The following is a 15,041-nucleotide window of genomic DNA, read 5'->3' as shown; positions in this document are numbered from 1 at the left end:
AGACCGGACCGCATCCAGGATGCAGTCCGCCGCCAATCGACGGAAATATCGGGAAGAGGCCGGCTAGCCGGCCAGGCGCAGGAAGATCACGCGTGCCTGTGAATAGCCGCGCTCCTCCAGCGTTTCAAAGGCGGGCGGGGCGGTGAAGGAATCCGTGGCAGCGATCTCAACCACGCACAACGCGCCGGACGACATCCAGCCGGCGCGTGCCAAACCCTCCAACGCCTTCGGCGCCAGATCCTGGGCATAGGGCGGGTCCAGGAATACCAAGCCCGCCGCTTCCGGCGCTGGCGGCGGCCGAGTGGCGTCGCCTGTCACGAAGCGGCAGTTGCCTGCCTCCCGCAGCTCGTCGGCGTTCCGTCGGGCGGTGTCGAGCGAGCTGCGTGCCTTGTCCAGGAAAACCGCTCTTGCGGCCCCGCGCGACAGCGCCTCAAGCCCGAGAGCGCCGGTGCCGCAGAACGCGTCCAGCACGGTGGCCCCCTCGATGGGGGACTCATCGTCAGGTCCCCAGCCCGAGTGGGCGAGGATGTTGAAGAGGCTTTCCCGGGTGCGGTCGGAGGTGGGGCGAACGTCCCGGCCCGATGGGGCCAGCAGCCGCCGCCCCCGATGTTTACCGCCGACGATCCGCACCGCGGCCCCCGCCCGGCTTCGCGCCCCCGCCAGGACCCTTGCCGCCGGGACCGCCGCGCCCAGCTCCCCTGGGTCCGCCGGGACCGCCCCGGCCGGGGCCGGACGGGCGGTCGTTACCGCCGGCAGGACCACGCCCGCGCGGACCCGGCTTGCCGCCGAAGGCCTCACCGCGCGGCGGCCGACCGGGACGGTCCCCGCCAGCGCCAGGACCGGCATCCCTGCCGCGCGGAGCCCGCGCCGGACGATCCTCACCGTATCCGCCGCCACGGGCCGGGCGTGCCGGACGGTCCTCGCCGTACCCGCCGCCGCGGGGTCCCCGTGCTGGACGATCTTCGCCAAATCCACCGGAGCGGGGTGCCCGTGCCGGACGATCTTCGCCAAATCCGCCGGAACGGGGTGCCCGTGCCGGACGGCCCTCGTCGAAGTTCCGACCGCGGGGAGCCCGTTCCTGGCGCTCGCTACCGAAACCCTCCGAGCGGCCGCCGCGGGCAGGGCGCTCCCCCGGACCCGACTTGCGGGCGTCGTGGGGCGTACGGCTGCTCTCCGACCTCGGCGGGCGGGCGGGCCGTTCGTCGCCCGTAGCGGGGACGGAGCGGCTGGCGACGCGGGCTGCAACCGCGCGCTGGGTTTCAAACCCAGGGCGCGTACGTCCGCCCCGGGTGGAACGGATGCGGATGCCGCCTTCCTCCTCCGCCTGCCGACGGGACGGGGGAGCCGTCTGCTCGTCGTCGGGGAAATGGCCGCGGGGCTTCTCGTCCCGCCAGTCGTTGCTGCGGATCGGACGCTCGGGGCGTTGCGGGCGATTGGGATCGTTCAGCACGCGCTCGACACTGTCCCGCGCCATACGGGCATTGGGCCGCCGTCCCTCAAGCCTGCCGCCCTTGGTGGCGGAGCTGGGAGCGGAGGCCGCGGCAGCCTTGGGCAACTGGTCGAAGCGCAGGCGCACCGGCTCCGCACTTCTTGCCCGGCGCTCCTCCTTCGGGAAGAAGGCCGGAAGCTGGTCGCGCAGGATGCGGCGCGGCACCTCCTCCACGTCCCCTTCCTCCAGCTTGCCGAGTTGGAAGGGACCATAGGCGATGCGGATCAGCCGGCTCACGGGTAGACCCAGATGCTCCATCACCTTGCGGACTTCGCGGTTCTTGCCTTCGCGCAGTCCGACGGTCAGCCAGGCATTGCTGCCCTGGACGCGGTCCAGCTCCGCCTCGATCGGGCCGTACTCGATCCCGTCGACGAACACGCCGTCCTTCAGCCGGGCCAGCGCCGCCTCGTCCGGATTTCCGTGGACCCGAACGCGGTAGCGGCGCAGCCAACCGGTGGAGGGTAGTTCCAGATGCCGCGCCAGTTCCCCGTCATTGGTGAGCAGCAGCAGACCTTCGGAATTCAGGTCCAGCCGCCCGACGGAGACGACGCGGGGCATTTCACGGGGCAGGGCATCGAACACCGTGTCGCGACCCTTCTCGTCGCGCGCACTGGTGACCAGCCCGGCCGGCTTGTAGTAGCGGAAGACGCGCGTCGGCTCAGGATCGGGCACGACCTGCCCGTCCACGGTGACGCGGTCGGCCGAGGTGACCGTCACGGCGGGGGTGTCCAGCACCTTGCCGTTCACGGCCACGCGGCCCTCCGCGATCCAGCGCTCGGCATCCCGGCGCGAGCACAGGCCCGCGCGGGCGAGGCGCTTTGAAACGCGCTCACCAGCCTGTTCGGTTTCAGGAATCTCTGAACCCGGCGCGTCCGTGGAGGAGGCGGCGGGCGGCGTCTTTGGATCGTTCGACATGGCGCGGGACTTTACGCAGGTGCGGGCCACCGCACAAGAAAGCCCGAGGCCGGTTTGCCGGCACCCGGGCCGTCGTTTTGCGCATGGATGCGAGGTTCGGACCGAACCGGGGTCCGGGCGGTCAGTGCGGCATGTTCAGCTTGCCATGGTCACCGGGCTTCGGCGACTGGCCGGTTATCGCGGCCTTGGCATAACCGTACAGGTGCACCATCGCGGAGGAGGGGCTGTCCCAGTACTCCGCCATCTCGATCTCCACGGCCAGCAAACCTAGGTCGGGATCGTCCAAGCCTTCGGGGAACCAGGTCCGCATCGGCTCCGCCCAGAGCCGGCGCATCCGCTCGGGATCGCGCGAAAGCCGGGCATGGCCGGAGACGGAGACATAGTCCTGCTTGCTGGGATTGCCGTAGGACAGGCCCACCTGCGGATTGCTCTGCAGCTCCTCGATCTTATGGGAAGACAGGCGGGTGAAGAAGTAGAGGGTGCCCGCGAAATCAGGGTCCTTGAGCGTCCACATCGGGCGGGACCGGAGATGGCCCTGATCGATGCTGGTCATCATGGCCACATCGATCCCGTCGATCATTTCGATGAGCTTGTCGAACTTGCCGTCTTTGGCCGTCTGGGCCATGGGAGTCTCCCTGGGTGCCGTGGTCTTGACGGCCGGGAAAACCCAGCCGACGGATCAGGCCCTGGCAACAGGGTTCGGCGAAGCTTGGTTCCGGGAACCGTCCGCCGAATCCAGGCGGTAGCCCAGTCGCAGCCCGACCTGCCACCGGCCGACCTTGCCGTTGACGACGGTGCCGCGAAGGTCCGTGACCTCGAACCACTCCACATGGGGCAGGGCCCGCCCGGCTCGCTCGATAGCCCCTCCGATGGCATCCTCGATACCGGTCGCGGAGCAGGCGACGACCTCGATCGTCCTGTAGGCGCATCCGCCCGCCTCATCCGCCAATTCGGAATCGGCGGTCGCTGCCGGGTCGCGGAGCGGCATGTACATGGCTCGCCTCTTGCGTGCGGTTCTCTGCGCTTTTGCAGTCTCGCACGGGGACGTCCCGCGCAAAGGCGCGCGGAAGCGGTGGCAATCGGCGCAAGCGGGCGGGAGCCTCTCCCATCGCGCCGGCTTGACGGAAGCTGACCATCAGGGCAAGCCTCCGTCCATGTCTGATCCTGCGACCAACACCACGCCGATGGAGCTTGCCCTAGCAGAGGCCCGGGCCGCCGCCACGCGGGGAGAGGTGCCCGTCGGCGCCGTCATTGTCGATCCGGTCAGCCGTACGGTGCTGGCCAGGGCCGGGAACCGGACGGAGGAGCTGGCCGACCCGACCGCGCATGCGGAGGTGCTGGCGATCCGGGAAGCCTGCCGCCGCCTGGGCAGTCCGCGCCTGCCCGGCCTCGACCTGCATGTGACCTTGGAACCCTGTGCGATGTGCGCGGCGGCCATCAGTTTCGCCAGAATTCGCCGGGTCTATTTCGCTGCCTATGATCCCAAGGGCGGCGCCGTGGATCACGGACCCCGCTTCTTCAGCCAGCCCACCTGCCACCACGCGCCTCAATCTTATGGCGGCATCCAGGAGCAGAGGGCGGGGGAACTGCTGCGGGAGTTCTTCCGGAGCCGACGCTGAGGGCCGATCAGGCGTCAGCGTGCGCGGGCGGGGCAGCGGGCAAGGGGGTGGCGGGGGTGTACAGTACGAGATCCGCGCGGCTGAGCGGTCCTCGGTCGCGCGGGGACGTGGCCGGAAGAGCGATGCCGTACCAAGCCAGCGATTTCGGGCGGACGACCGCGATCAGATAGGCCGCCAGCATGGCGAATATCGGAAGACTGCCAAGCAGAAGGAAGGATCGGTCTTCCACCCTGGGGGAGAGCAGTAATCCGCCTGCGACCACGGCGCCGCCCGCGCCTGCCGCGACAATGATCGCCAGGAACAGTCCCTATGGCCGCCGCTTGGTCATACCGGCAATGAGCCCGATTCCCGTCGCGATGGAGAGAACGCCCAGGATCACCGTCTGAAGCGAGGGAAGCGGCGGAGCCGGCAGCGGATCATATTGGATCATGGCGGCGATGAAGCCCAACGGCCAGATCATGAGCAGCCCGGCCATGGCAAGCGTCGGACCCAATGTCATCGGAAATGCTGTGCGGGAACTATCAAGACTTCTGGCGGAAAAGTCTTTCACCCGCATGCGATCAGTTTCCTTGGCTGGAACCGCGCCCCGGCAACGGCTCTGGTCCTGCGCCGATGGTACGGGCGGGGGGAGGGCGGTGGAGGTGGTCGGTGGGAATTGCCGGCTGACGTTCCGCCCCTGTCTGATCGGGCGGGTTGAAGTTGCACGGGTCGCGGGGATCGACGCCTTCGCCGATCAGCGCGCCGGCCGTAGCTCCGACCCCGGCGCCAAGCGTACTGGCGATCACCTGCTCGCTATCGTTGCCCGGTTCGGCCACGAGCAGTCCGGCAGCGATGCCGGCCACGGTGCCGAGTGCGATACCGACCTTCTCCCCGCGGGACCGGCGGGCCTTGCATTCGCGGACCAACTCCAGCCGGCGCTGCTCCTCGATCTGGGCGGCGCGCACCTCACCGGGCGTGGGTGCGCGCTCCAGCTTGCGAAAGCCGCCCGGTTCCGCCGGTGCGACCTGTGCCATGACCGTGGCGGCCGGCAACAGGAAGGCGAAGGCCAGCGGCAGCAGCGCGCGCATCAGCGCTGGCCGCTCCAGAAGTCCGTCGGCGCGCTGACCGACGGGGTGCCGGCCAGATTGCCGTCATAGAGGTGGCGCAGGTAGGAGTGGTTGTAGGACAGGCTGCCATGCCAACGATCATAGCCACCCGTGCGCGGGTTGTAGCCGAGATAGCCGCTACGCACCGGGTTTTCGTAGATCATCACGCCGTCGCCCATCAGGCGGCTCATCCGCGTGTCGCGCTGGGCATAGACCGGGCCGTTGCCGGGGACGGCATGAAGCGTCACGCCGACATCGGGATCGCTCTCCTCCTGCTCGATTCCAGCTCCGCCGAAGCCAAGCTCCGGCCCGCCGGGCGCGTAGCCGGGGAACTGGCTTGGCGCAACGCGTTCGCCCGGCAGGGGCGTGCGCTGAAGCTGGGAGAAGCCGTTGACCTTGGTTCCCTCGGGTACGATGGACGCCGGTTCCGCCACGGCGGGCGCGGCGGACAGCAGGCCGGCAATGGCGCCGGTCAGGGCGAGACGGGTCAGATTGGCACGCACGGACATCGGGACACTCTCCGTTCCGGTGGGGCGAAACCCGTCCAACAGGCGGATCGCCCCCTCGATCCAATAGAGTTCGTCCCTCCCGCCCCCGTCGTCAAGAGGTGGGAGGGGCGACCGGCCTAGTTCATGATCTGCCATGCGCCGTCCGGCTGGCGACAGGCGGTGCCGGTGGCCGCCTCCGCCCGACCGCCAATCATCACGCGGCTGGTATATTCGCGGCAGTAGGTGCCGCCGGCCTGTTGCCATGTCCGGGTGGGCACCACCTCGTACCGCGTGCCGGCATCGGGATTATCCCACAGGATGGGCTGGCCGGTGGGCGCACGTTCCAGCGCCTGGACGAGACAGCCCTGATCCGCCGGCTCCATCTGCCGGCCGATGGCATTGCCCAGCACCGCGCCCAGAAGCACGCCGCCGATGGTGGCCGCTACCTTGCCATCGCCCTTGCCGAACTGGGACCCGCCCAGCCCGCCGGCCACGGCGCCCAGCAGGGTCCCGAGATTCGCACCGACAATGCCGCGGTCGCAGCTGCCGGCATCGATCCCGACCGGCAGGTCATAGAAGCGGGGGATATCGCGGACGCCGCTGTCATACCGGGTATCGTACCGGTGGGACCATCGGCGGTCATCGTCATGCCGATGCTTGTCCTTGTGGCGGTGCTTGTCTTCATGCTTGTCGCGCCGTCCATGGGCGGGCGCCCAGTCCGGCGGATCGGCGAAGGCTGTTGCGGCAGGTCCCAGGGCCAACAATCCGGCCAGGGCGGCCGCTAGGGTACGTGTACGGAAGCAGGTGCGCATGGCGCCTCAGAGTCCTCGAAATCCGTTTATCCGGACCAGATTCAGTTCCGGATCGCGGCGAGAGTAGGGCAACCATCGGGCGCTTTGGTGTGCACTCTTTGGGAGTATGCCACCAGTCAGGGCCTTGATCCGTGCCGCTATCGCGCGTGGGTACCTCGTGCTAGGGTCCGCGCGCCCGCCACTTTCGCCGGCGCGCAACTGTTGACATCCAGACTGCCCGCTGCCCTGCGATTCTCATGCTCGAGCTTCTCTATCGTGGTCTCACCCATCTGGCCGGTCCCGCCGTCGGGCGGTTGCTGGACCGGCGTGCCGCGCGTGGGAAGGAAGACCCGTTGCGGCGGCATGAGCGGCTGGGCCGTCCCAGTCTACCGCGTCCTGCCGGCCGACTGATCTGGCTGCATGCCGCAAGCGTAGGCGAGAGTCTGGCAATCCTCCCGCTGGTGGAGCGCCTGCTGGCCCTGTCCCCTACGGCCCATGTGCTGGTGACGACGGGGACGGTGACCTCCGCCACCCTGATGGACAAGCGGCTGCCGGCGCGGGCGTTCCATCAATATGTCCCGGTGGACCTGCCCGGAGCCGCCAAGCGGTTCGTGGATCATTGGCGGCCGGACATGGTCCTGTGGGTCGAGTCGGAGTTCTGGCCCAACCTTCTGGGCGAGGTGCGGCGGCGGGGGCTGCCCTGCGGTCTGATCAACGCCCGCATCAGCGAGAAAAGCTTCCGCAGTTGGCGCAGGGTGCCGCGAACGTCCCGGCGGCTGCTGTCGGTCTTCCAGCTTGCCCTCGCCCAGACGGCGGAGGGGGCGGAACGGCTGTGCGCACTGGGTATCCGAGAGGTTCGGGCTGTCGGAAACCTCAAATACAGCGCCGCGCCGCTGCCGGCCGATCCGGAGATGCTGGCCAGCCTGCGGGCGGCGGTAGGGAGTCGGCCGGTCTGGGCGTTCGCCAGCACCCATCCTGGCGAAGAGGCGCTGGTGCCGACGGTCCACCGACGTGCGGCCCTGCCGGGTCTGCTTTCCATCATCGTGCCCCGGCATCCGGCCCGTGGGGCGGAAGTCGCGGAGCTGCTGCGGGGGCAGGGGATGTCCGTAGCCGTCCGCTCCGTCGACGGAGCGCCGCGGCCGGAGCACGAGGCCTATGTCGTCGACACGCTTGGGGAGCTGGGGCTGGTCTACCGTCTGGCCCCCGTCGCAGTGATAGGCGGGTCCTTCGCGGGCATTGGGGGGCACAACCCTATTGAGCCGGCGCTGCTCGGCGCCGCAGTGGTGCACGGCCCCAGCATGCACAATTTCGCCGAGGTGGCGGCGGAGCTGCAGGCCAGGGGCGGCGCGCTGAACGTTCCCGATGGGGATGCGCTGCCGGGCTTGGTCCGCGACCTGCTGACGGATGGCATGGCACGTGCCCGGCTGGCCGATGCCGCCCTGGCGGTTGCGGAAGAGAACCGCCAAGCCGTGGACCGGGTGCTGGCCGCCCTCGACCCCCTGCTGGCGCGAGCCGGCTTCGCGGAAGAAATCTGGGGGAGCGTGGAGTGAAGGCGCCCGCCTTCTGGCAGCGGCAGCCGGGACTTGCGGCCGCCCTGCTGTCGCCTGCCGCGGCCCTGTGGACCGGGATTACCCGCCGCCGGCTTCGGGCCGGGCCGGCCTGCCGCGCGGTGGTTCCGGTCATCTGCGTTGGAAACTTGGTAGCCGGAGGGGCCGGCAAGACACCGGTCGTCCAGGCGCTGCTGTGTCGGTTGGAAGTGCGCGGCGTCCGACCGGCGGCGCTGAGCCGTGGTCATGGCGGGCGACTTGCCGGTCCTGTACGGGTCGATCCAGCCCGGCATGGGGCCTGGGATGTGGGGGATGAGCCGTTGCTGCTGGCGGCCGGCGGCGCGCCCTGCTGGGTGGCACGGGACCGTGCAATGGGAGCTGAAGCAGCGGTTCGGGCTGGCGCGGAGGTCATCGTACTGGATGACGGATTCCAGAACCCGTCCCTCGCTAAGGATCTGTCGCTGATCGTGGCGGACGGTGCGGCCGGCTTCGGCAATGGGCGGGTAATCCCGGCCGGTCCGTTGCGGGAGCCGCTGGCGGACGGGCTGGAACGGGCGCAGGCGGTTGTTATCATCGGACAGGACCGGGCCGGGGTGCGGGCGTTGATTGGCGGCAGGCTGCCGGTCCTCACTGCACGACTGGTTCCCGACATGGCGGTGTCGGCCGATCTGGTCGGGCGGCGGGTGCTGGCCTTTGCCGGCATCGGCCGGCCGGCCAAATTCTTCGACACGCTCGCGGAGATGGGCGCCCATGTGGCCGAAGCGGTTTCCTTTGCCGACCATCACCCTTATAGCGATGCGGAGGTCGAGCGGCTGGTTGCCCGAGCACGGAAGCTGGATGCCGTGCCCGTCACCACCGCCAAGGATGCGATGCGCCTGGGCAGCCGGCACCGGGAGATGGTGCGGGTCCTGCCCGTGACGCTCGCCTTCAACGACATGGCTGCCCTCGACGCGCTTCTGGACCCGCTGTTCTCCGCCCATGGCCAAACATAGCCCCGCCCGCCGCCGTTTCGACCGACTGGTCGGCTACCGACTTGAGACCGCTGCCGTGTCCCTGTTCACGGGCCTGTTGCGCAACCTGCCGCTGGACCGCGCCAGCGCCCTGGGCGGGAAGCTGGCCGGCGCAATCGGCCCGCGCCTTGCCGCCAGCCGCAAGGCCGCCCGCAATCTGTCCCGCGCCCTTCCGGAGCTGGATGAGGCGACCAGGGCCAGGGTGCTGGCCGAGGCCTGGGAGAATTTCGGCCGCACCATGGCGGAATATGTGCACTTGCCCACCCTGAAAACCGAATGGAAAGGCCGGGTAGAGATGGTGGGGGAAGAGTACCTCGCTGCCCTGGCGCAGGACGGTAGGCCCGGCATTGCCGTCACCGGTCATTTCGGCAATTGGGAGTTGGCGGCGCTGGCCTGCGCGCTGCAAGGGCTGGAACTCACCTTCGTGTTCCGGGAGCCGAACAATCCGCATGTGGCCAAGCGTCTGGCCGATGCCCGCAGTGTCCTGGGCGGGGACATGGTGCCCAAGGGCAAAGCCGCGGCAAAAGGGCTGATCGTGGCCATGCGCAAGGGCGGCCATGTCGGGCTGCTGGTCGACCAGAAGCTGAACGAAGGAATTTCCATCCCGTTTCTTGGGCAGGAGGCCATGACCGGCACCGTGATGGCCGATCTGGCCCTACGGTTCGAGGCCCCGGTGGTGCCGATCCGGGTCACCCGCCTGCGGGACGCCAGCGGACGCTTCACCGCCCGATTCCGGGTCCAGGCGTTCCCGCCGCTGGAGTTCCGGCGCACCGGCGATGCCCCCGCCGACACGGAAGCGACGATGCGGCAGGTGAACGACCTGCTCGGCGACTGGGTCCGCGACGATCCCGGCCAGTGGCTCTGGCAGCACCGGCGCTGGAAGGATTGAGGACCTAGACCTCGATCAGCGCGTAGGGCTTGCCCGTCGGCTTTTCGATATGGGCGGCGACATTGTAGACGTCATAGCCCCGCCGGGTCTTGCCGTGATAGGTGCCGCGGTGGGCATGCCCGTGGAAGATGGCGCTGATCCCTTCGAACCGGTCGATGGTTTCCGCCAGCCGGCTGGAGCCCAGAAAGGGGAAGATGGCTTCCGGCTCGCCGGCCACGGTGTCGGCGATAGGGGCGTAGTGCAGCACGACGACCCGCCGCTCCGTCTCAAGCGCCTTCAGGGCGTGTTCCAGCCGCATTGCCTGTTCGATGGCTTCCTGAACGAACGCCTTGATCGGCGCCTCGCCGAAGGCGTCCAGCATCTTGCCGTCGAAGCCTCCGGCGAAACCCTTTACTCCGGCAAAGCCGACACCGCCGATCTCGACCGTCTCATTCTCCAGGAACTGCACGCCGGCCTGGACCATCACCTTCTCAAGCTCCTCGACCGAACCGCACTGGTGGTCGTGGTTGCCCAGCACGGCCAGCACGGGGATGGTGCAGGCGCGGAGATCCTCCGCCAGAGCTTCGGCCTCCGCCGCGGTGCCGATGTTGGTCAGGTCCCCGCAGAGGCAGAGCACGTCCGCCTCCCGGCTGACTTCCGCGAAGGTGTCGTGCCACTGTCCCCTGTGACTGGGGGAGGCGTGCACGTCTCCGATGGCGGCGACGCGCAGCTTGTTTCCAGGGCGCTCGATGCCGGTCGTCTCTTCCATCACGCCGATTTGTCCTTCTCCGCAGTCTCCACTACTGGGGCGGGTGCGCCGATGATGTCGGCGAAGCCCCATCGGGTCACGTCAATCTCATAGTCGATCGGGCTGAATAGCCGCCCGCGGCAGACCTTGGTCTTGGGCACCGGCAGGTCGGCATGCTGCTGGGCGCGCTGCAGCAGCTCGTCATAAAGCCAGCGCGGCACGTTCTCCCGTTCCGTCGGGTAGACGAAGCGGAAGTTCAGCACATGGATCAGCAGTACCTCCCAGTACTGTTCCATGTGGTTCAGCAGCCGCTTCCAGTCGATCCGGTCCGACTGTTTCAGGATCATGTGCGCCACATCCGCCCCGTCGTAGCGGTGGCGGAGCTGCAGCAACGCCTTGGACCAGATCAGTTCGGTCGGCGGGGTGAGCTGCACCTCGATCCCGTAATATGTCGCCGGATGGCTCTCCTGGAACCAGGCGTCGGAGATCGGCACGATGGCGACGCCGGAGCTGAAGATCACGTCGAAGAAGTAGGGGCCGCGCTTCACCTTCGCGATCCAGCGCTCATCCTCGATCTCGGTTTCGAAGCCCAGCTCCTGGAAGTGCAGCAGGATGCGGGGGAAGTCCCCGGCCTTGCAGAAGATGTCCAGGTCCTTGGTCGGGCGATCGATGCCGGTATAGCAGTTGATGGCGAAGGTGCCGGCCACCAGGAACGGTATTCCGCTGTCCTTCAGAATCTGAAGGCTTTCGGCATAGAACTGGTCGGCCTCGGGATGGCTGGCGCGGGGCGGCTCCCCCGCCAGGACCGGGGCGGACCCCATTACGGGCTCGGACGGGACGGCGCCGTTGGACATGGCTGTGGTCGGGACGGTCAAGGTGCGCCTGCAGGCTTGTTGTGCTGCTGCCCGCAACAGGATCGATCCTGTCCCGGTTCCCGTATGCGGCGCGACCATCCCGAATCCTGCCGGGCGGTTTCCAGCCCGGCAGGCGGCGGTGTTCTCCGTCAGGGAGCGGTTCGCGCCACGGCAGGTTTCTGGCCGATCAGCGTGAAGTTGCTGCCCACCTTCAGGTACATGCCCATGCATCGGCGCGTACCGGTAGGCAAGCTGTTGAAAGCAGCCACTCCAGTCGCCTGGGCGGCCTGAATAGCCAGCCCGATGTCACCGGGGGGCGGATTGGCAAGGTCGATGATCGAAGCATCGAATTGCGGACATTCAACCTTGATATCGCCAGTCAGGGTCTTCAGTAGTCCCCCAGGAACCGTCTGCAACATCTGGTAAAAGGCGAACAGCGATGAGAACGGACTGGCTGCCTGCATGGAAGCGAGGATCTTTACCAGCTTGTCCTTATCGTTTCCGTTCGCCTTGATCGCCACATCAAGTTCGATCGGCTTTGCAATAATGGTGGGATTCTGAGCCCCCGGTTGGGTGGTCGTGGTGCTATGGTTATGCGAGAGATCGACCTTGACCTCAACGCCAAGGCCCAGATTCATCAATTGATCCGCAAGATCTGAAGTAAAGGTCTTCGTAAAGACAACATCGCCTGCCACGTCAGCTCCTGATCGCATCTGACGTACGTTTACGTCTAACGCGATAAAAAATCATATTACCAATGGTGGATCAAGGCGGGGTGGTCCGGTCCGGACCAGCCAAAGGGATTCAGCGCAGGTGCGGTCGCAATTTTGCAATTGACGGATTGCGAGGCCAGATATATCCGACTTCGGATGAATTGGGGCGGCTTCATCCTGGGCTGCCGGATTCTCGTTCCGACGGGTGAATTCCCATGCTCGCCTCCCTTCTGCGCCGCTCCATGCGGGCGGTGCGCATCGACAGCCTGGAAGACCAGGACCGCGCCTTCGCCTGGGAAGACCAGGAGCCGGTGCGACCGCTGGAGCGGCGGCCCTTCCGTTTCATCTGGGGGCTGATCCGGGAGAAGTTCGCGGGGCGCTTGGCGCTGATGGTGCTGGCCGTGGTGATCGGGCAGACGATCGATGCGTTCGAGCCCTATGCGCTGAAGGCGGTGATCGACGGGCTGACGGCGGCAAGCAACGGCGAACCGGTGGAGGGGATCGGCCTGATGGGCTGGTTCGCGGTGCTGATGGTCATCTGGTTCTCGGCCATCGGCATGTACCGCATTTATCAGGTCGTGGACATCTACACCTCGCCCTCCATCCGGGCGCTGGCGCAGAAGCGCATGTTCGCCTGGCTGATGGGGCACAGCCACACCTACTTCCAGGACAACTTCGCCGGAAAGCTGGGCCAGAAGATCAAGCAGGGGGCCAACGCCATCCTGGGCATCATCGAGATCATGATGTTCGACATGATCCGCACGGCGGTGCTGCTGGTCGTGGCGGTAGCCTTGCTTTGGACCGCGTCGCCGGCCTTCAGCGGGTTCCTGGTGGCCTGGGCGGTGGTCTATATCGCGGTCAGCGGCTGGCTCGCTCGCCACTGCTTCCGCCTGTCGGAGCAGATGAGCGAGGCGGTCTCCAGCTCCTCCGGCCGGATCATCGACGCCATTACCAATGCCGACCTGATCCGCGGTTTCGCCCGCACGGCGTTCGAGCGCTCCTTCCTGGGCCACTGGGTCAATGCGGAACGGTTCCGGTCCCGCCGGCTGCGCTGGTACCTGGTCGTCATGCGGCTGTTCCAGATGGTCAGCATCATCGCCCTTCTGGGCGTGCTGGTCTGGGTGGCGTTGAGCCGCACGCTGGCGGGCGCCATGACGGTGGGCGACTTCACGCTGGTCTTCACCCTGGGTTTCCAGATATCCAACACGGTCTGGCATCTGTCCGACCGGCTGCTGAGCTTTTTCGAGGAGCTGGGCACGCTGTCGGAAGCGCTGGACCTCGTCTCCGCTCCCCACGACATTGTGGATGCGGAAGGGGCGAAGCCGCTGGACATTACAGCCGGCGGGATCGAAATCCGCGATCTGGCCTTCAGCTTTCCCGACGGAACCAAGGTGTTCGACGGGCTGAACCTCACCATCCAGCCGGGGGAGAAGATCGGGCTGGTCGGCCGGTCGGGCGCTGGCAAGTCCACGCTGGTCAAGCTGATCCGCCGGCAGGTGGAACCCCAGCGCGGGGCAGTCCTGATCGATGGTCAGGATGTCCAGCAGGTCACGCTGGAAAGCCTGAACGCCGCCATCGCGGAGGTGCCGCAGCAGCCCGGCGTCTTCCATCGCACCGTAGGGGAAAACATCGCCTATGGCCGGATGGGGGCGACGCAGGAAGATGTGGAGCGAGCGGCACGACAGGCGCACGCCCACGACTTTATCATGAAGCGCCCTACCGGCTACGAGACGGTGGTGGGGGAGCAGGGGATCAAACTCTCGGGCGGGGAGCGCCAGCGGGTGGCCATCGCCCGTGCCCTGCTGAAGGATGCGAAAATCCTGGTGCTGGACGAGGCGACTTCCGCCCTGGACAGCGAGAGCGAGCATCTGATCCAGGAGGCGTTGTGGACCTTGATGCAGGGGCGCACTGTCCTTGCCATCGCGCACCGCCTGTCCACGATCACCGGGATGGACCGCATCCTGTATGTGGAGAATGGGCAGGTCGTGGAGCAGGGGAGCCATACGGAACTGCTGGCGCTGGGCGGCCGCTACGCCGCCCTGTGGTACCGGCAGAGCGGCGGGTTCCTGGAGGCGGCGGAGTAATACCGCCGTCACCCAGCTTCGCCATCGGCACCGGCGGAGCATGCTGCTGCGGTGCTGCCGTTCCGCGTTTTCCCGTGTTGTCCCATCATGACCGAAGAACTGGGAGACAGCCGCATGCCCACCGTCGTCATCACCGGGGCCAACCGCGGGATCGGGCTGGAGTTCGCACGGCAGTATGCTGCTGATGGATGGCGGGTCGTCGCCACCGCGCGCGATCCAGCCCGGGCGCAGGCGCTGGCGGAGGTGCCGGGCGTGGAGATAAGGGCCTTGGACGTCGCGGACCCGGCCGCAATCGCCGCCTTTGGCAGGGAACTGGGCGATGAACGGATCGATGTGCTGATCAACAATGCCGGCGTCATGGGTCCTCCCTTCCCGCAACAGTCAAAGGACGGGCTGGATGCGGAAGGGTGGGTGGCCGCCATGCGGGTGAACACGCTGGCGCCGATCCTGATGGTGCTGGCGCTGAAGGAAAAGCTCTGCAAGTCCAGCCGCCCCACGGTCGCCAGCATCAGCAGCCAGCTCGGCTCCATCGAGGAGAACCAGTCCGGCGGCATGTATGCCTATCGGGTCTCCAAGGCCGGACTGAACATGGCGAACAAGAGCCTGGCCGTGGATCTGCGGGACTGGAACATCTGCTGCATCGTCCTGCATCCCGGCTGGGTGCAGACCGACATGGGCGGGGAGCAGGCCCCGGTGAAGCCGGCGGACAGCGTCGCCGGCCTGCGCAAGGTGATCGGCGGCGCCACCATGGAGCATACCGGCTGCTTCTTCTCCTATGACGGGCGGGAAATTCCCTGGTAAGGGCGGAATAGTCTCCGGTCTCCTCCTTG

The 15,041-nt window shown here is 67.5% G+C and carries 17 protein-coding genes; 6 read left to right on the top strand and 11 right to left on the bottom strand.

Annotation, left to right across the window (positions count from 1 at the left end):
* Nucleotides 1–63 precede the first annotated feature (63 nt).
* The 4 genes from rsmD to DOL89_RS08710 all read right to left on the bottom strand — a co-directional run bounded on the left by rsmD (nt 64) and on the right by DOL89_RS08710 (nt 3,398).
* On the bottom strand, nt 64–630 hold the full coding sequence (rsmD, locus tag DOL89_RS08725) for a 16S rRNA (guanine(966)-N(2))-methyltransferase RsmD (protein ID WP_119678791.1): 567 nt from the start codon (nt 628–630) through the stop codon (nt 64–66).
* Nucleotides 611–2,404, bottom strand: coding sequence for a pseudouridine synthase (locus DOL89_RS26005; RefSeq protein WP_119678790.1), 1,794 nt, complete (start codon nt 2,402–2,404; stop codon nt 611–613). Before DOL89_RS26005 ends, rsmD begins: the two co-directional genes overlap by 20 nt.
* Before the next feature lie 121 nt (nt 2,405–2,525).
* Nucleotides 2,526–3,029 (bottom strand): pyridoxamine 5'-phosphate oxidase family protein, encoded by a 504-nt coding sequence (locus DOL89_RS08715; protein WP_119678789.1) that lies wholly within the window; start codon nt 3,027–3,029, stop codon nt 2,526–2,528.
* Between the two features lie 54 nt (nt 3,030–3,083).
* On the bottom strand, nt 3,084–3,398 hold the full coding sequence (locus DOL89_RS08710; RefSeq protein WP_225889736.1) for a dodecin: 315 nt from the start codon (nt 3,396–3,398) through the stop codon (nt 3,084–3,086).
* 190 nt (nt 3,399–3,588) lie between these two features.
* On the opposite strand from DOL89_RS08710, the gene DOL89_RS08705 reads away from it, so the two are divergent.
* Complete coding sequence (locus DOL89_RS08705) at nt 3,589–4,023, top strand: nucleoside deaminase (RefSeq protein WP_119680331.1); 435 nt, start codon at nt 3,589–3,591, stop codon at nt 4,021–4,023.
* A gap of 307 nt (nt 4,024–4,330) precedes the next feature.
* Here the strand turns inward: DOL89_RS08705 and DOL89_RS08695 are convergent, their stop codons facing one another.
* The 4 genes from DOL89_RS08695 to DOL89_RS08680 all read right to left on the bottom strand — a co-directional run bounded on the left by DOL89_RS08695 (nt 4,331) and on the right by DOL89_RS08680 (nt 6,408).
* A complete protein-coding gene (locus tag DOL89_RS08695; protein ID WP_119678787.1) occupies nt 4,331–4,522 on the bottom strand; it encodes a hypothetical protein in 192 nt (63 codons plus the stop codon).
* A gap of 61 nt (nt 4,523–4,583) precedes the next feature.
* The gene (locus tag DOL89_RS08690; protein ID WP_119678786.1) at nt 4,584–5,090 is read right to left on the bottom strand and encodes a hypothetical protein; all 507 of its coding nucleotides are present in this window, start codon (nt 5,088–5,090) and stop codon (nt 4,584–4,586) included.
* Complete coding sequence (locus tag DOL89_RS08685; protein WP_119678785.1) at nt 5,090–5,617, bottom strand: hypothetical protein; 528 nt, start codon at nt 5,615–5,617, stop codon at nt 5,090–5,092. Before DOL89_RS08685 ends, DOL89_RS08690 begins: the two co-directional genes overlap by 1 nt.
* A gap of 116 nt (nt 5,618–5,733) precedes the next feature.
* Nucleotides 5,734–6,408, bottom strand: a complete 675-nt coding sequence (locus DOL89_RS08680) for an RT0821/Lpp0805 family surface protein (RefSeq protein ID WP_119678784.1) — start codon at nt 6,406–6,408, stop codon at nt 5,734–5,736.
* A gap of 236 nt (nt 6,409–6,644) precedes the next feature.
* On the opposite strand from DOL89_RS08680, the gene DOL89_RS08675 reads away from it, so the two are divergent.
* From DOL89_RS08675 to DOL89_RS08665, 3 genes are read left to right on the top strand one after another with little or no spacing between them, the layout of a single operon-like run.
* On the top strand, nt 6,645–7,937 hold the full coding sequence (locus DOL89_RS08675) for a 3-deoxy-D-manno-octulosonic acid transferase (protein WP_119678783.1): 1,293 nt from the start codon (nt 6,645–6,647) through the stop codon (nt 7,935–7,937).
* Nucleotides 7,934–8,926 carry a tetraacyldisaccharide 4'-kinase gene (gene lpxK, locus DOL89_RS08670; protein WP_119678782.1) on the top strand — a complete coding sequence of 331 codons (993 nt, stop codon included), beginning with the start codon at nt 7,934–7,936 and terminating at the stop codon, nt 8,924–8,926. The genes DOL89_RS08675 and lpxK overlap by 4 nt, the downstream gene beginning before the upstream one ends.
* Entirely contained in the window at nt 8,913–9,833 is a 921-nt protein-coding gene (locus tag DOL89_RS08665) for a lysophospholipid acyltransferase family protein (RefSeq protein ID WP_119678781.1), read from the top strand. Before lpxK ends, DOL89_RS08665 begins: the two co-directional genes overlap by 14 nt.
* Nucleotides 9,834–9,837: 4 nt before the next feature.
* Here DOL89_RS08665 and DOL89_RS08660 read toward each other — a convergent pair whose 3' ends face one another.
* The 3 genes from DOL89_RS08660 to DOL89_RS08650 form a co-directional block, all read right to left on the bottom strand.
* Complete coding sequence (locus DOL89_RS08660) at nt 9,838–10,581, bottom strand: metallophosphoesterase family protein (RefSeq protein ID WP_119678780.1); 744 nt, start codon at nt 10,579–10,581, stop codon at nt 9,838–9,840.
* Nucleotides 10,581–11,435, bottom strand: coding sequence for a nucleotidyltransferase family protein (locus DOL89_RS08655; protein WP_225889735.1), 855 nt, complete (start codon nt 11,433–11,435; stop codon nt 10,581–10,583). Before DOL89_RS08655 ends, DOL89_RS08660 begins: the two co-directional genes overlap by 1 nt.
* Before the next feature lie 128 nt (nt 11,436–11,563).
* Nucleotides 11,564–12,109, bottom strand: coding sequence for a hypothetical protein (locus tag DOL89_RS08650; protein ID WP_162937405.1), 546 nt, complete (start codon nt 12,107–12,109; stop codon nt 11,564–11,566).
* A gap of 233 nt (nt 12,110–12,342) precedes the next feature.
* Between DOL89_RS08650 and DOL89_RS08645 the strand changes: the two genes are divergently transcribed.
* Nucleotides 12,343–14,211, top strand: a complete 1,869-nt coding sequence (locus DOL89_RS08645; protein WP_119678777.1) for an ABC transporter ATP-binding protein — start codon at nt 12,343–12,345, stop codon at nt 14,209–14,211.
* Between the two features lie 114 nt (nt 14,212–14,325).
* Nucleotides 14,326–15,012: an SDR family oxidoreductase gene (locus DOL89_RS08640; RefSeq protein ID WP_119680330.1), complete on the top strand. Its 687-nt coding sequence runs from the start codon at nt 14,326–14,328 to the stop codon at nt 15,010–15,012.
* Nucleotides 15,013–15,041: the final 29 nt, after the last annotated feature.

Source organism: Indioceanicola profundi (assembly GCF_003568845.1).
GTDB classification, from domain to species: Bacteria; Pseudomonadota; Alphaproteobacteria; order Azospirillales; family Azospirillaceae; genus Indioceanicola; species Indioceanicola profundi.
The sequence above is the reverse complement of the archived record's forward strand: the minus strand, read 5'-3'. Positions and strand labels throughout refer to the sequence as shown.

What these genes read in the sequence shown, in the direction of transcription:
- DOL89_RS08640 (WP_119680330.1), top strand. Translation starts at nt 14,326, where the DNA reads ATGCCCACCGTCGTCATCACCGGGGCCAACCGCGGGATCGGGCTGGAG.
- DOL89_RS08680 (WP_119678784.1), bottom strand. Translation starts at nt 6,408, where the DNA reads ATGCGCACCTGCTTCCGTACACGTACCCTAGCGGCCGCCCTGGCCGGA.
- DOL89_RS08665 (WP_119678781.1), top strand. Translation starts at nt 8,913, where the DNA reads ATGGCCAAACATAGCCCCGCCCGCCGCCGTTTCGACCGACTGGTCGGC.
- DOL89_RS08715 (WP_119678789.1), bottom strand. Translation starts at nt 3,029, where the DNA reads ATGGCCCAGACGGCCAAAGACGGCAAGTTCGACAAGCTCATCGAAATG.
- DOL89_RS08695 (WP_119678787.1), bottom strand. Translation starts at nt 4,522, where the DNA reads ATGACATTGGGTCCGACGCTTGCCATGGCCGGGCTGCTCATGATCTGG.
- DOL89_RS08645 (WP_119678777.1), top strand. Translation starts at nt 12,343, where the DNA reads ATGCTCGCCTCCCTTCTGCGCCGCTCCATGCGGGCGGTGCGCATCGAC.
- DOL89_RS08660 (WP_119678780.1), bottom strand. Translation starts at nt 10,581, where the DNA reads ATGGAAGAGACGACCGGCATCGAGCGCCCTGGAAACAAGCTGCGCGTC.
- DOL89_RS26005 (WP_119678790.1), bottom strand. Translation starts at nt 2,404, where the DNA reads ATGTCGAACGATCCAAAGACGCCGCCCGCCGCCTCCTCCACGGACGCG.
- DOL89_RS08675 (WP_119678783.1), top strand. Translation starts at nt 6,645, where the DNA reads ATGCTCGAGCTTCTCTATCGTGGTCTCACCCATCTGGCCGGTCCCGCC.
- DOL89_RS08705 (WP_119680331.1), top strand. Translation starts at nt 3,589, where the DNA reads ATGGAGCTTGCCCTAGCAGAGGCCCGGGCCGCCGCCACGCGGGGAGAG.
- DOL89_RS08690 (WP_119678786.1), bottom strand. Translation starts at nt 5,090, where the DNA reads ATGCGCGCGCTGCTGCCGCTGGCCTTCGCCTTCCTGTTGCCGGCCGCC.
- DOL89_RS08685 (WP_119678785.1), bottom strand. Translation starts at nt 5,617, where the DNA reads ATGTCCGTGCGTGCCAATCTGACCCGTCTCGCCCTGACCGGCGCCATT.
- DOL89_RS08710 (WP_225889736.1), bottom strand. Translation starts at nt 3,398, where the DNA reads ATGTACATGCCGCTCCGCGACCCGGCAGCGACCGCCGATTCCGAATTG.